11 protein-coding genes are annotated in these 14,790 nt (G+C 67.2%); 10 read left to right on the forward strand and 1 reads right to left on the reverse strand.

The features are described 5' to 3' along the window. Window positions 1-5: 5 nt before the first annotated feature. Window positions 6-1,103: a 3-isopropylmalate dehydrogenase gene (leuB, locus tag AACH11_RS07545; protein ID WP_341373597.1), complete on the forward strand. Its 1,098-nt coding sequence runs from the start codon at window positions 6-8 to the stop codon at window positions 1,101-1,103. A 7-nt stretch (window positions 1,104-1,110) separates the two neighbouring features. Here the strand turns inward: leuB and AACH11_RS07550 are convergent, their stop codons facing one another. Then, the gene (locus tag AACH11_RS07550; RefSeq protein ID WP_341373598.1) at window positions 1,111-2,001 is read right to left on the reverse strand and encodes a LysR substrate-binding domain-containing protein; all 891 of its coding nucleotides are present in this window, start codon (window positions 1,999-2,001) and stop codon (window positions 1,111-1,113) included. A gap of 113 nt (window positions 2,002-2,114) precedes the next feature. Between AACH11_RS07550 and AACH11_RS07555 the strand changes: the two genes are divergently transcribed. From AACH11_RS07555 to AACH11_RS07595, 9 genes are all read left to right on the forward strand, one after another. Then, window positions 2,115-5,747, forward strand: a complete 3,633-nt coding sequence (locus AACH11_RS07555) for an indolepyruvate ferredoxin oxidoreductase family protein (protein WP_341373599.1) — start codon at window positions 2,115-2,117, stop codon at window positions 5,745-5,747. 25 nt (window positions 5,748-5,772) lie between these two features. Then, entirely contained in the window at window positions 5,773-6,948 is a 1,176-nt protein-coding gene (locus tag AACH11_RS07560; RefSeq protein ID WP_341373600.1) for an isovaleryl-CoA dehydrogenase, read from the forward strand. 11 nt (window positions 6,949-6,959) lie between these two features. Continuing rightward, entirely contained in the window at window positions 6,960-7,622 is a 663-nt protein-coding gene (gene can / locus AACH11_RS07565; RefSeq protein WP_341373601.1) for a carbonate dehydratase, read from the forward strand. Between the two features lie 64 nt (window positions 7,623-7,686). After that, window positions 7,687-9,231 (forward strand): carboxyl transferase domain-containing protein, encoded by a 1,545-nt coding sequence (locus AACH11_RS07570; protein WP_423228709.1) that lies wholly within the window; start codon window positions 7,687-7,689, stop codon window positions 9,229-9,231. A 7-nt stretch (window positions 9,232-9,238) separates the two neighbouring features. Continuing rightward, entirely contained in the window at window positions 9,239-10,033 is a 795-nt protein-coding gene (locus tag AACH11_RS07575) for an enoyl-CoA hydratase/isomerase family protein (protein WP_341373603.1), read from the forward strand. Between the two features lie 11 nt (window positions 10,034-10,044). After that, window positions 10,045-12,045, forward strand: a complete 2,001-nt coding sequence (locus AACH11_RS07580) for an acetyl/propionyl/methylcrotonyl-CoA carboxylase subunit alpha (RefSeq protein ID WP_341373604.1) — start codon at window positions 10,045-10,047, stop codon at window positions 12,043-12,045. Next, window positions 12,045-12,995 (forward strand): hydroxymethylglutaryl-CoA lyase, encoded by a 951-nt coding sequence (locus AACH11_RS07585; protein ID WP_341373605.1) that lies wholly within the window; start codon window positions 12,045-12,047, stop codon window positions 12,993-12,995. Before AACH11_RS07580 ends, AACH11_RS07585 begins: the two co-directional genes overlap by 1 nt. Window positions 12,996-13,096: 101 nt before the next feature. Beyond that, entirely contained in the window at window positions 13,097-13,846 is a 750-nt protein-coding gene (locus AACH11_RS07590) for an electron transfer flavoprotein subunit beta/FixA family protein (protein WP_341373606.1), read from the forward strand. Between the two features lie 2 nt (window positions 13,847-13,848). Further along, window positions 13,849-14,787: an electron transfer flavoprotein subunit alpha/FixB family protein gene (locus AACH11_RS07595; protein WP_341373607.1), complete on the forward strand. Its 939-nt coding sequence runs from the start codon at window positions 13,849-13,851 to the stop codon at window positions 14,785-14,787. Window positions 14,788-14,790 lie beyond the last annotated feature (3 nt).

Raw genomic sequence — 14,790 nt, forward strand, 5'->3', positions numbered from 1 at the left:
ACGTCATGAACCGGATGGCCCGGATCGCGGTGCTGGCAGGAGACGGCATCGGCCCGGAAATCATTGACCAGGCACTCAAGGTCCTGGACGCGTTGCGCAGCCGAGGATTCACCTTCTCCGCGACACGGGCGCCGGTCGGCGGCGCAGCCATCGACGCTCTGGGACATCCTCTACCCGCCGAAACGCTGGCCTTGGCGCGGCAATCGGATGCGGTGCTCTTTGGTGCGGTAGGTGCACCCGAGTACGACACGCTGCCTCCCCCCTCGCGTCCGGAGCAGGCCATCCTCGGCCTGCGGCGCGAACTCGGTCTGTTCGCCGCCGTCAAGCGTGTCGCCATTCCCGCAGCACTGACGCATCTGTCGCCACTCAAGAACGGCCGGGCCTCTGGCGTGGACCTGATGGTCGTGCGAGAACTCAACGGCGACGTCTACACGGGCCAGCCCAAGGGAGAGAGACCCGCGCCCGATGGCCCGTTCGCCGGCCAGCGGGAGGGGTTCGACACGATGCGCTATGCCGAAGGCGAGGTGCGTCGCATCGCGCATGTCGCCTTCCGGATGGCCGAGAGACGATCGGGCCGTCTGTGCAGCGTCGACAAATCGAACGTGCTGGCCACCTCACGCCTGTGGCGCGAGGTGGTGACGGATGTCGGACGCGACTACCCCCGGGTGAAGCTGGAACACCTGTACGCCGACAACGCGGTCATCCGGCTGATCAGTTCGCCTGCATGCTTCGACGTGATCCTGACGGCCAACCTGTTCGGCGACATCCTGTCGGACGCGGCAGCCATCCTCACCGGATCGATCGGCCTGCCGGCATCCGCACTGCTCGGGGATGGCACCCAGGGCCTGTACGAGGCAGGGCATGGAACCGCGATGGACCTGGCCGGCCGCGACATGGCCAATCCCGTCGCTTGTATTCGAGCCGCCGCGCTCATGCTGCGTCACTCCCTGGCCAGACCTGATCTGGCCGACGTCGTGGACCAGGCAACGGATGCCGCGTTGATGGACGGGGTGCGCACACCGGATCTCGCGGGAACGCGTGCCGCGGTGGGCACGCGCGCGATGGGCGATGCGGTGGTCGCCAGACTGGGAACGCGAGCCTGAGTGGTGGTCAGTCCTCAGACCGTGCGCCGACCGCGACCTGAAGGTAGCGCCGGAAGGCATCAGCGACCGGGCTCAGCCGATGGCCCTTCCGCCAGATCAATCCGACTTCCATGGTCGGTATGGGTTGCTTCAAGGGCACGGCCCTGATGCGGCGGCCCTCGAGTGACCACGGACGAAAGACCATGTCGGACAGGATCGTGACGCCCAGGTCCAGGGCCACCATCTCCCGGACGGCCTCCATCGACGAGGTGCGGATGAAGGTGGCCGGGAGCAGGCCCGCATCCGTCCAGTAGCGCATGGCGCTGACATCTCCTTCATCGACGGCCGGCACGATGTAGGGGTAGTCCACCACATCGGCCATCGCCACCTGGCTGAGCTCCGCGAGCGGGTTGGACGCTGACACCCAGAGTTGGCGCCTGGAACGCGCAAGGACCACCCGGTGGAAGCGTCTGGGCTCGATCATGTTGGAAGTGAGTGCCACAGCCAGTTCGACCTCGCCCGAGGCCACCGCCTCTTCGATGTGCTCGCGTCCCTGCTCGACCGGCACGATCGCCGCCTGCGGATGCAGCTTGCGGAAGCTGGCGACGAAGGGCAGCAGGAAGTATCCGAGCACCGTGTAGCTGGCCGCAAGCTCCAGCGAGCCACCCACCACACTGCGCTCCCGGAACGGATGTCGTGCGGCGTCCTCCGCCGCTTCGAGCACGCGCTGCGCATGCTGAAGAAACAGGTGACCGTGATGCGTCAACGCCACACCGGTGCGCTGTCTCTCGAACAGCAGCGTGTCCAGTGCCTTCTCGAGCTCTGCGATGGCTGCGGTCATGGCCGACTGGGAGACGTTGGACTCGGCAGCGGCCAGCGAGATCTGCCCCGTGCGGGCCACCGTGGCGAAGTACTGCAACTGTCGGAGCGTGAAGCGAATGCCTGGTCCGGCCTGTACCATCGATTTCCTCGATACATTGAAGCGACTATATGCGTTTTACATGACAACGCCCCGCGCACAAACTGTCCGGCATGACAGCACATGCACACGCTCAAGGTTCCTTGACCGCGTCACCGCAGAGCACGCCGTGCGCGTCGGGCGGCGGCCCGACCGATGATGGATCCGGCGCGCAGTCCCCTCAGGTCGACGCGATGCATGTCATCGATCGTGCTCCGGTGAGCCTGGATGACAAGTATCTGAAGCCACGGGGGCGCGTCTACATGACCGGCACCCAGGCGCTGGTCCGCATGCTGCTGGCGCAGAGACAGCGCGATGCCGCGGCCGGACTCAATACCGGCGGGTTCGTCTCCGGCTATCGCGGCTCGCCCCTTGGCGCTGTCGATCAGGAGTTGTGGAAGGCGCGCAAGCACCTCGATGCGCACCAGATCCAGTTCGTCCCGGGCCTGAACGAGGAACTGGCAGCCACCGCCGTGTGGGGCTCACAGATGGTGGCGCTGGACGCCAACGCCCAGGTCGACGGCGTCTTCGGCCTCTGGTACGGCAAGGGACCTGGCGTGGACCGGTGTGGTGACGTGTTCAAGCACGGCAACATCGCCGGCTGCAGCCGGCAAGGTGGCGTGCTGCTGATCGCCGGCGATGACCACTCCTGCAAGTCATCCAGTCTGCCGCACCAGAGTGAGCACGCGTTCATCGCCGCCATGATCCCGGTGCTGAATCCGTCCGGGGTACGGGAGTTCATCGAGTTCGGACTGCATGGCTACGCCATGTCGCGCTATTCCGGATGTTGGGTCGGCTTCAAGTCGATCAGTGACACGATCGAGTCGTCCTCGTCCGTTGACATCGACCCGATGGCCGTCGAGATACGTGTGCCCGACACCTATCCCGTGCCGACCGAAGGCTTCCACATCCGCTGGCCAGACCCACCGTTGGAGCAGGAGAACCGGCTCCAGCGCGAGCGTCTGTACGCATTGCTCGAATACGTACGGCTGAACCGGCTCAACCGCCAGGACTGGTCTGCACCACAGGCCAGACTCGGCATCGTCACGACCGGCAAGAGCTATCTGGACGTCCGAGAAGCGCTGGCCATGATGGGGATCGACGAGGAAGGTGCCCGTGCACTCGGCCTGCGCCTGCTCAAGATCGGTGTGTCCTGGCCGCTCGAACCGCAGTGCATTCGAGACTTCGCAGAGGGGCTCGACGAGATCCTGGTGGTGGAGGAAAAGCGGCAGATCATCGAGTACCAGATCAAGGAGCAGCTCTACAACTCGCCGCCCGCCTCCCGTCCACGGGTCGTCGGCAAGTACGACGAGACCGGTGAGTGGGTCAAGGTTCCGCACGACGGCATCCTGCTGTCTCCCAACGGCGAACTGACGCCGGCGATCATTGCCAGTGTCATCGCCTCCCGCTTGGCCAAGGTCCTCGGCTCCCACGAGCTGCCCGAACAGGCCCGACGATTTCTGGTCGCATGTCCGGCCGCAGGCGGCCTGACGCGCATCGACGCAGCTGGCCAGCAACGTCTGCCGTACTTCTGCGCCGGCTGCCCGCACAACACCAGTACGAAGGTGCCGGAGGGGTCGCGTGCGACGGCAGGCATCGGCTGCCACTACATGGCGCAATGGATGAATCGCCATACCGAGACCTTCACCCAGATGGGCGGTGAGGGCGCGACGTGGATCGGCCAGGCAAGGTTCACGGCCACACCGCACGTCTTCGCGAATCTCGGCGACGGAACGTACATGCACTCCGGTTCGCTCGCGATCCGCGCAGCGATCGCCGCGGGCGTGAACATCACTTACAAGATCCTCGTCAACGATGCCGTCGCCATGACCGGCGGCCAACCCGTCGAAGGCTCTCCGACGGTGCCGCAGATCCTTCAGCAGCTTGCAGCAGAAGGCGTTCGGCACCTGCATCTGGTCAGCGACGAGCCGCATCTCTATGAGGGGATGCCAGGGCTTCCCGCCGGCATCAAGGCTGCCCACCGCGAGACGATGGACGATCTGCAGCGCCGTCTGCGCGAGACCCGTGGAGTCTCGGTCATCGTCTACGCACAGACCTGTGCCGCGGAGAAGAGGCGTCGCCGCAAGAAGGGCGCGCTCGTGGATCCGCCTCGCCGAGTCCTCATCAACGAAGAGGTGTGTGAAGGCTGCGGGGACTGTGGCGTTCAGAGCAACTGCGTGTCTCTGCTTCCGCTCGAGACACCCTTGGGACGCAAGCGCACGATCGACCAGAGCGCCTGCAACAAGGACTTCTCGTGCATCGGCGGCTTCTGCCCGAGCTTCGTCACGGTCGAAGGGGGAGCACTGCGCAAGCCGGCCGCGGTCAAGGGCAACGTACCTGACGACCTTCCCGAGCCCGTGCTGCCCGGGCTGGAGCAGCCGTACAACCTGATCGTCACCGGCGTGGGTGGAACGGGCGTGGTCACGATCGGGGCGCTGCTGGGCATGGCCGCACACATTGAAGGCAAGGGTGCCCTGATCCTGGACATGGCTGGCCTGGCGCAGAAGGGCGGCGCCGTGATGTCGCACGTCCGTCTGGCCGCGCGGCCTGACAGCCTGCACGCCGCACGGGTGGCAGAGCGCCAGGCCGACGTGGTGCTGGGGTGCGATCTCATGACCGGATCCGGCAAGGACGCCATCAGCGCCATGGATCCGCAGCGCACGCGGACGGTGATGAACACCGACGTCGCTCCGACCGGCGCATTCGCACAGGATCCCGATTGGCAGACCTCGCCCGAGGCCATGCTGCAGCGGGTCCGGTCCACGACGCTGACCAGCGATGCGCTGGACGCCACCTCGATCGCCGTGGCCCTGCTCGGTGACGCCGTCGCCACGAACGTCCTGATGCTCGGTTTTGCCTGGCAGCGCGGCTGGATTCCGCTCGGAGTGAGCGCGCTGCAACGGGCCATCGAGCTCAACGGCACGGCGGTCGCGATGAACAAGGCAGCCCTTGCCTGGGGTCGCCTGGCGGCGATCGATCTCGCCTCGGTACGTGAGGCGGCCGGCCTGGACCGACGCGCCGTCATCGCGATGCCGCAGCGGACGCCTTCGCTGGAGGCACTGCTGACCGATCGGACGCAGCGGCTGCGCGACTACCAGAATCAGAGCTATGCCCATCGCTATGACCGCTTTGTCCGCGAGATCGCGGCAATCGAGCAGCACCGCACGGGCAGCGACTGCTTCGCGCGCGAAGTGGCGGTGAGCCTGCACAAGCTCATGGCCTACAAGGACGAGTACGAGGTGGCACGGCTGTACGCCGAGACAGGCTTCGTCGACCGCATCGCCAGGCAGTTCGAAGGGGACTACAAGCTGCGGTTCCACCTCGCTCCACCACTGTTCTCCAGGCGCGATGCCGACGGCCACCTGGTCAAGCGCTCCTATGGGGCATGGATCCTCGGTGCGTGTCGGCTGCTGGCCCGCGCCCGACATCTGCGCGGAACGCCGCTCGACCTCTTCGGCTACACCGCCGAGCGGCGGGACGAGCGCGCCGCCATCGCAGCCTTCGAGACGCTCGCACGCCGCCTGGCCAACGAACTCGATGCGGAGCGCCTTCCGATCGCGCTGGACCTGGCACGCCTGCCGCAGACCGTGCGCGGCTTCGGCCACGTCAAGGAGCGTCATGCCGCCGCCGCGGCGGCAAGGCAGGAGGAGCTTCTGGCCCAGTTCGCACGACCGTCGTCGCCCAAGCCCTCGCTGGCTGCCGCCTGATTCCCGCTCGACAAGGAGACACACCATGAGCCCAATGCCGGGACTGACCTTCGACCTCGGAGACACCATCGACATGCTGCGCGACACCGTGCGCAGCTTCGCCGCCACGGAGATCGCGCCACGCGCCGCCCGGATCGACCACGACAACCTCTTCCCCGTCGACCTGTGGAAGAAGCTGGGCGATCTGGGCCTGCACGGAATGACCGTCGCGGAGGAGTACGGCGGCACCCAGATGGGCTATCTGGCCCACATGGTGGCGATGGAGGAGATCTCCCGCGCATCTGCCTCGGTCGGCCTGTCCTACGGCGCCCATTCCAACCTGTGCATCAACCAGCTGCACCGCAACGGCACCACGCAACAGAAGGCGACCTATCTTCCCAAGCTCGTGTCGGGTGAGCATGTCGGCGCGCTGGCGATGAGCGAACCAGGTGCCGGCTCCGACGTGGTCAGCATGCGCCTGCGCGCCGACAAGCGTGGTGACCGATACGTGCTGAACGGCTCGAAGATGTGGATCACCAACGGGGGCGACGCGGACACCCTCATCGTCTACGCCAAGACGTCGCCCGAAGCAGGATCGAAAGGCATCACGGCCTTCATTGTCGAGAAGGGATTCAAGGGTCTGTCCTTCGGATCCAAGCTGGACAAGCTGGGGATGCGTGGTTCGAACACCTATCCCCTGTTCTTCGACGACTGCGAGGTGCCCGAGGAGAACGCGCTGGGTGGCGTCGGCCACGGCGTGAAGGTCCTGATGTCCGGTCTCGACTACGAACGCGCCGTGCTCTCGGGCGGGCCGCTGGGCATCATGGCCGCCTGCATGGATGTCGTGCTGCCCTACGTGCACGAGCGCAAGCAGTTCGGACAGAGCATCGGCGAGTTCCAGCTGATGCAGGGCAAGCTGGCGGACCTCTACACGACCTGGCAGGCCTGCCGCGCCTATGTGTACGCCGTCGGTCAGGCCTGCGACCGCGCAGACCATGCGCGATCTCTTCGCAAGGATGCCGCGGCGGCGATCCTGTACGCCGCCGAGAAGGCCACCTGGATGGCCGGTGAGGCCATCCAGGTGCTGGGCGGCAACGGCTACATCAACGAGTACCCGACACCGCGACTGTGGCGCGATGCAAAGCTGTACGAGATCGGCGCGGGCACCAGCGAGATCCGTCGCATGCTGATCGGGCGCGAGCTGTACGCAGAGTCGATGTGAACGGCAGCGCCATGTGCACCCTCGACGGTCTCTTCACGAACAACCGGGCCTGGGCCCGGCAGCGCGCAGCGGCTGACCCGGACTTCTTCACGCGCATCGCGGCCCAGCAGTCACCGAAGTACCTCTGGATCGGCTGCTCGGACAGCCGCGTCCCGGCCAACGAGATCTTGGGGCTGGATCCGGGCGAGGTGTTCGTGCATCGAAACATCGCCAACGTGGTCGTGCACTCGGACCTGAACTGCCTGTCGGTCCTTCAGTACGCCGTCGAGGCGCTGAAGGTCGAGCACATCATGGTCGTCGGCCACCACGGCTGCGGGGGCGTTCGCGCGGTCTCCGATCGCAGCTCTGCCGGCCTCGCGGACAACTGGCTGCGCCACATCGAGGACGTCGCGATCAAGCATGACGCGCGTCTTGCCGGCACACAGGATGAGGAGCGGGCGCGCAGGCTCGTCGAACTCAACGTGGTCGAGCAGGTCGCCAACGTCTGCCGCACGACGATCCTGCGTCGGGCCTGGTACCGCGGACAACGGGTCGAAGTGCACGGCATGGTCTACGGACTGACCGACGGACTGCTGCGCCGTGTCGGCATGAGTGTCACAGGAAGCCAGGCCTGGGACGAGCGCTACCGGGAATCGCTGGCGTCGCTCGAACGATCGAAACAAGCAGGAGACTGACGTGGAAGTCATCAAGAGCCGGATCAACCCCCGCTCGGCCGAGTTCAAGGCCAATGCGGATGTGATGCAGGCGCTGGTTCAGGATCTGCGTACGAAGGTGGCGCAGGTGGAGCAAGGAGGCGGCGAGACGGCTCGCGCCAGGCACATCGCGCGCGGAAAGTTGCTGCCGCGTGACCGGGTGGCCCATCTGCTCGACCCCGGAGCCCCCTTCCTGGAGATCGGACAGCTCGCGGCGAACGGGATGTATGACGGTGATGCGCCATCGGCCGGTGTCATCGCCGGCATCGGCCGCATCCAGGGAGTGGACTGCATGGTGGTCGCGAACGATGCCACCGTGAAGGGCGGTACCTACTACCCGATGACGGTGAAGAAGCATCTGCGGGCACAGGAGATCGCGGCACAGAACCTCTTGCCATGCGTCTACCTCGTCGACTCTGGTGGTGCGTTCCTGCCCAGGCAGGATGAGGTGTTCCCGGACCGCGAGCACTTTGGTCGCATCTTCTACAACCAGGCCAACCTGTCGGCCCAGGGCGTTCCTCAGGTCGCCGTCGTGATGGGATCGTGCACGGCCGGTGGCGCCTATGTGCCCGCGATGAGCGACGAGACCGTCATCGTTCGCGATCAGGGTACGATCTTTCTGGGCGGGCCGCCCTTGGTGAAGGCCGCAACCGGCGAACTCGTCAGTGCGGAGGATCTGGGCGGAGGGGACGTCCACACGCGCGTCTCCGGCGTCGCTGACCATCTGGCCGACAACGACGCGCATGCGCTCCACATCGCGCGGCGCATCGTCGCCAACTTCAATCGCCGCAAGCCGGTGACCGTGACGCTGGAGGCGAGCGAGGAGCCCCTGTACGACCCGGCAGAGCTGTACGGGGTGATCCCTCAGGACACACGCAAGCCGTACGACGTGCGCGAAGTCATCGCCCGCGTGGTGGACGGCTCCCGCTTCGACGAGTTCAAGGCACGCTACGGAACCACCCTGGTCTGCGGCTTCGCCCGCGTCTTCGGCATGCCGGTGGGCATCGTCGCCAACAACGGCATCCTGTTCGGCGAGAGCGCATTGAAGGGCGCCCATTTCATCGAACTGTGTTCCCAGCGTGGCGTGCCCCTGGTCTTCCTGCAGAACATCACCGGCTTCATGGTCGGCCGCAGGTACGAGAACGAAGGCATCGCCAAGCATGGCGCCAAGCTGGTCACCGCGGTCGCGACCACCCAGGTGCCGAAGATCACGATGCTGATCGGCGGCAGCTTCGGCGCAGGCAACTACGGCATGTGCGGCCGCGCCTATTCACCCCGCTTTCTGTGGATGTGGCCCAACGCCAGGATCAGCGTGATGGGTGGCGAGCAGGCGGCAGGCGTGCTCTCGACCGTTCGCCGTGAAGGCATCGAGAGCAAGGGGGGCCACTGGAGTGCCGAGGAGGAGGAAGCGTTCAAGGCACCGATCCGGGCTCAGTACGAAGTGCAGGGCCACCCCTACTACGCGACGGCGCGACTGTGGGACGACGGCGTGGTCGACCCTGCGCAGACACGGCGTGTCCTGGGGCTGTCCTTGTCGGCTGCGCTGAACGCACCGATTCAGCCGACGAAGTTCGGCATCTTCCGGATGTGAGCGCGCGATGACCTGCACGACGCTGAAGATCGACCGCCGTGGTGCGGTGGCCTGGGTGTGGATGAACCGCCCCGAACTGCACAACGCCTTCGACGAGACGCTGATCGCGGAGCTGACCGCGGCGTTCACCACCCTGGACGACGACCCCACGGTACGCGTGATCGTGCTGGCGGGCGAAGGACGGAGCTTCTCCGCAGGCGCCGACCTGAACTGGATGAAGCGGCAAGGCGCCGCGCCACCGGAGACCAATCTGGCCGATGCGCAGGCGCTGGCCATGCTGTTCCGCACCATCTCCATGTGCCACACGCCCACGCTCGCACGGGTGCACGGCGCGGCGCTGGGGGGTGGCATGGGACTGGTGGCGGCCTGCGACATCTGTGTCGCTTCAACCCAGGCGCTGTTCGCGACGTCGGAGGTACGGCTGGGCATCATCCCGGCGGCCATCGGGCCCTATGTCGTGCGCGCCATCGGACAGCGGCAGGCCTACCGGTACTTCCAGACCGGCGAGCGGATCGATGGCGCGAGGGCCCGCGAGATCGGTCTGGCGCACGAGGTGGTGGAACCCGGGGCACTCGATGCCAAGGTCGACGACGTCGTGTCCGCACTGCAGGCCGGCGGTCCACTGGCACAGGCCGCGGCGACGTCGCTGATCCGTGCCGTGGCCCACGGGGTGATCGACGAGGCGACCGTCCAGGACACCGCCTCACGCATCGCCCTGCTGCGAGCGACCCCCGAGGCGAAGGAGGGTCTGGAGGCCTTTCTGCAGAAGCGCCCTGCCGCCTGGGTACCGGCCAAGAACTGACGGAGACGCGTATGTTCAAGAAGATCCTCATCGCCAATCGCGGCGAGATCGCCTGTCGGGTGATCAAGACCGCACGACGCATGGGCGTGTCGACGGTCGCCGTGTACTCGGAGGCCGATGCCGATGCTCGCCACGTGCGCCTCGCCGACGAAGCCGTCCTGATCGGCCCTGCTGCCGCACGGGATTCGTACCTGGTCGCCGAACGCATCCTCCAGGTCGCCCGACAGACCGGCGCCGAAGCGATCCATCCAGGCTACGGATTCCTGTCGGAGAACGAGTATTTCGCCGAAGCGTGTGCGCAGGCGGGCATCACCTTCATCGGCCCGCCGGCCTCCGCCATTCGTGCCATGGGCCTGAAGTCGGCGTCCAAGGCGCTCATGGAGAAGGCCGGTGTGCCGCTGACACCGGGCTACCACGGCGCGGACCAGGATCCGGTCCTGCTGGCACAGGAGGCGCAGCGGATCGGCTATCCGGTGCTGATCAAGGCAAGCGCTGGCGGCGGCGGCAAGGGCATGCGTCGCGTCGACACGGCGGCGGACTTCGAGGCGGCTCTGGGCTCGTGCAAGCGCGAGGCCAGGAACGCCTTCGGCGACGATGACGTGCTGATCGAGAAGTACATCCTGAAGCCGCGCCACATCGAGTTCCAGGTGTTCGGTGACACGCAGGGCAACTGCGTCTACCTGTTCGAGCGCGACTGCTCCGTACAGCGTCGCCATCAGAAGGTGCTGGAGGAGGCGCCGGCACCGGGCATGACGCCCGAGCGTCGGGCCGCGATGGGCAGGGCCGCGGTGGAGGCGGCCAAGGCGGTGGCCTACGTGGGCGCAGGAACCGTCGAGTTCATCGTGAACCAGGACGGCAGCTTCTACTTCATGGAGATGAACACGCGTCTGCAGGTCGAACACCCGGTGACGGAGATGGTCACGGGGCTCGATCTCGTCGAGTGGCAGCTGCGCATCGCCAGCGGGGAGCCGCTGCCCCTGACCCAGTCGCAGCTGCAGATCGACGGCCACGCCATCGAGGCTCGCATCTACGCGGAGGACCCGGACAAGGGCTTCCTGCCGTCGACGGGCCGGCTCGTGCGCCTGGTTCCCCCTGCACAGAGCGATCATGTACGCGTGGACACCGGGGTCGAACAGGGCGACGAGATCACGCCCCACTATGACCCGATGATCGCCAAGCTGATCGTCCACGGCGCGGACCGCCGTCAGGCGCTGTCGCGTATGCGTCAGGCGCTGTCGCAGTACCGCATCGCCGGCGTGGCGAACAACGTCGACTTCCTGACCCGTCTGGTGACGGTGCCCTCCTTCGCCGATGCGGACCTCGACACGGGCCTGATCGAACGTGAGCAGGCCCTGCTGTTCCCGGAGGAGCCACCTGTGCCCGCCGAGGTCTGGCAGCTGGTGACGCTCGCGGAGATGCTGCGTGAGCAGCGCCTGGCTGACGCGTGCGCGCGGTCGGCCGCCGATCGGCACTCACCCTGGCGGGCACTCGACGGCTGGCGGCTCAACGGGCGCAGCACGCGGACACTGACGTGGCGCGTCGGGGAGCTTGCCCAGGCGATGACCGTCGAGGTGTCCGGTGCCGGCTACCAGCTGGGCATGGACGGCGCACAGGTGCCGGCGCAAGGCACGATCGATGCCGACGATGAGCTGCATGCCCGGCTGGGTGAGCGGCGCATCAAGGCCACGGTCGTGGCCGTCGGCGACCGGCGGCAGCTCTTCTTCGCCGGCCGCTCATGGGCGTTGCGACTGGCCGATCGTCTGCCTGTCGGGCACACGGGCGACGAGGTCGAGAGTGGGCTGCGCGCGCCGATGCCTGGCAAGGTGATCGCACTCGTCGCCCCTGTCGGCGTCCCTGTCGACAAGGGGATGCCGCTGCTCGTGCTCGAGGCGATGAAGATGGAGCACACCATCACGGCCCCGAGGCAGGGCGTTGTCAAGGCATTCCGCTACGCGCCGGGAGACCAGGTGCCGGACGGCGCGGAACTGCTCGACTTCGAAGGTGCACCGTGATGGAGCCGGTACGCATCGTCGAGGTCGGGCCGCGCGACGGCCTGCAGAATGAACGACAGCTGGTTCCGACGCCGACCAAGCTGCGCCTGATCGAACGCCTGGTGATGGCCGGACTTCGTGACATCGAAGCCACCTCGTTCGTCTCGCCGAAATGGGTGCCGCAGATGGCCGACCAGGCCGAGGTCATGCGGGGGCTGACCCGCCATCCAGGCATCAGCTACCCCGTGCTGACACCGAACATGAAGGGCTTCGACGCCGCGATGGCCGTGGGCGCGACCGAAGTCGCGGTGTTCGCCGCGGCATCGGAAGCCTTCTCGCACAGGAACATCAACTGTTCCATCGCCGAGTCGATCGACCGCTTCCGGCCGGTGTTCGAGGCCGCCGCCCGCTCAGGCACGAAGGTGCGCGGCTACGTCTCCTGTGCCGTCGCATGCCCCTACGACGGTCCGACCTCACCGGAGCAGGTGGCCGCCGTGGCGCAGCGCCTGCACGAGCTCGGCTGTCACGAGGTATCGCTCGGCGACACGACGGGCGAAGGGACCCCGGACTCCGTGCGCCGCATGCTCGATGCTGTTGCAGCGAAGGTGCCCATGGCACGACTGGCCGGGCACTATCACGACACCTACGGCATGGCTGTCGCCAATGTCCACGCCTCGTACCAGGCCGGGATGCGGGTCTTTGACAGCTCGATCGCCGGCCTCGGAGGGTGCCCCTACGCCTGCGGCTCCAGCGGCAACGTCGCGACCGAGGATGTCGTGTATCTGCTGCATGGACTGGGCGCGAACACCGGAATTGACCTCCGGGCCCTGGTGGACTGTGGCGGATGGATCTCCGATGTCCTGGGCAGAGCCAACGGGTCCCGCGTCGGTCGTGCCCTACTGGCCCGGCGTGACGCGTCGCGGGAAGACCCGTCCACTTCAGGCAGGGACCGGAGCGGCCCGGCAGCCTGAGCCCTTCAGGCTGGGCCGGACGCCCCGCGACACCGCTCAAGGTCCGCCCCGAATGCATGATCCCGGATGTCCCGGGTCGGCAGAACACGATGGAAACGCTGATGAAGATCCTGGTCCCCGTCAAGCGGGTGGTCGACTACAACGTCAAGGTGCGCGTCAAGAGCGACGGCACGGGCGTGGACATCGCCAACGTGAAGATGAGCATGAACCCCTTCGACGAGATCGCCATCGAGGAGGCGGTCCGGCTGAAGGAGAAGGGCGTGGCCACCGAGGTCATCGCCGTGTCCTGCGGCGTCGCGCAGTGCCAGGAGACGCTGCGCACCGCGCTCGCCATCGGCGCCGACCGCGCGGTGCTGGTCGAGACCGATGTCGAGCTGCAGCCGCTGGCCGTGGCCAAGCTGCTCAAGGCGCTGGTCGACCAGGAGCAGCCCGGCCTCGTCATCCTCGGCAAGCAGGCCATCGATGACGACTGCAACCAGACCGGCCAGATGCTGGCCGCGCTCGCCAAGCTGCCGCAGGCCACCTTCGCCAGCAAGGTCGAGGTGGCCGATGGCGCCGTGGCCGTCACCCGCGAGATCGACGGTGGCCTGGAGACGCTCAAGCTCGCGCTGCCGGCCGTGGTCACCACCGACCTGCGCCTGAACGAGCCGCGCTACGTCACCCTGCCCAACATCATGAAGGCCAAGAAGAAGCCGCTGGCCGTGGTCAAGCCGGCGGACCTCGGCGTGGACGTGGCCCCGCGCCTGAGCACGCTGTCGGTGACCGAGCCGCCCAGGCGCGGCGCCGGCATCCAGGTGCCCGACGTCGCCACGCTGGTCGACAAGCTCAAGAACGACGCCAAGGTGATCTGAACATGCCCGTCCTCGTCATTGCCGAACACGACCACGCCAGCCTGAAGCCGGCCACGCTGAACACGGTGACGGCGGCCGCGGCCTGCGGCGCCGAGGTCCATGTGCTGGTGGCTGGATCGAACGCCGGTGCCGCCGCCGCCGCGGCCGCGCAGATCGCCGGTGTGGCCCGCGTGCTGCACGCCGACGACGCCAGCCTGGCCCACGGCCTGGCCGAGAGCGTCGCCGCCACCGTGCTGAGCGTCGCCCGCGACTACAGCCATGTGCTGTTCGCGGCGACCGCCGGCGGCAAGAACGCCGCCCCGCGCGTGGCCGCGCTGCTGGACGTCGCCCAGATCAGCGAGATCACCAAGGTGGTGGCCACCGACACCTTCGAGCGCCCGATCTATGCCGGCAACGCGATCGCCACCGTGCGCAGCGCGGATGCGGTCAAGGTCATCACCGTGCGCACGACGGCCTTCGACGCGGCGGCTGCCACCGGCGGCACCGCTGCCGTGACGACGGTGCCTGCCGCCGCGGCCGACGCCCGCTCGGCCTGGGTCAGCGCCGAGCTGGCCAAGAGCGACCGGCCCGAGCTGACGGCCGCCAAGGTCATCGTCTCCGGTGGTCGGGCGCTGGGCTCCAGCGAGCAGTTCAACGCCGTGCTCACGCCGCTGGCCGACAAGCTGGGCGCCGCACTCGGCGCCAGCCGGGCGGCGGTGGATGCCGGTTATGCACCCAACGACTGGCAGGTCGGCCAGACCGGCAAGGTCGTCGCCCCGCAGCTCTACGTGGCCGCCGGCATCTCCGGCGCCATCCAGCACCTGGCCGGCATGAAGGACTCCAAGGTGATCGTCGCGATCAACAAGGATCCCGAGGCGCCGATCTTCAGCGTCGCCGACTACGGGCTGCAGGCCGATCTGTTCGTGGCCGTGCCCGAGCTGGTGGCCGCGCTGCGGGGGTGACTG

This window comes from Pseudaquabacterium rugosum (assembly GCF_038066575.1).
Taxonomy (GTDB): Bacteria; Pseudomonadota; Gammaproteobacteria; order Burkholderiales; family Burkholderiaceae_C; genus Pseudaquabacterium; species Pseudaquabacterium rugosum.

Bases quoted from the DNA above. Each gene is read 5' to 3' on its own strand.
- leuB (WP_341373597.1), top strand. From the start codon at position 6: ATGAACCGGATGGCCCGGATCGCGGTGCTGGCAGGAGACGGCATCGGC.
- AACH11_RS07555 (WP_341373599.1), top strand. From the start codon at position 2,115: ATGACAGCACATGCACACGCTCAAGGTTCCTTGACCGCGTCACCGCAG.
- AACH11_RS07560 (WP_341373600.1), top strand. From the start codon at position 5,773: ATGAGCCCAATGCCGGGACTGACCTTCGACCTCGGAGACACCATCGAC.
- can (WP_341373601.1), top strand. From the start codon at position 6,960: ATGTGCACCCTCGACGGTCTCTTCACGAACAACCGGGCCTGGGCCCGG.
- AACH11_RS07570 (WP_423228709.1), top strand. From the start codon at position 7,687: ATGCAGGCGCTGGTTCAGGATCTGCGTACGAAGGTGGCGCAGGTGGAG.
- AACH11_RS07575 (WP_341373603.1), top strand. From the start codon at position 9,239: ATGACCTGCACGACGCTGAAGATCGACCGCCGTGGTGCGGTGGCCTGG.
- AACH11_RS07580 (WP_341373604.1), top strand. From the start codon at position 10,045: ATGTTCAAGAAGATCCTCATCGCCAATCGCGGCGAGATCGCCTGTCGG.
- AACH11_RS07585 (WP_341373605.1), top strand. From the start codon at position 12,045: ATGGAGCCGGTACGCATCGTCGAGGTCGGGCCGCGCGACGGCCTGCAG.
- AACH11_RS07590 (WP_341373606.1), top strand. From the start codon at position 13,097: ATGAAGATCCTGGTCCCCGTCAAGCGGGTGGTCGACTACAACGTCAAG.
- AACH11_RS07595 (WP_341373607.1), top strand. From the start codon at position 13,849: ATGCCCGTCCTCGTCATTGCCGAACACGACCACGCCAGCCTGAAGCCG.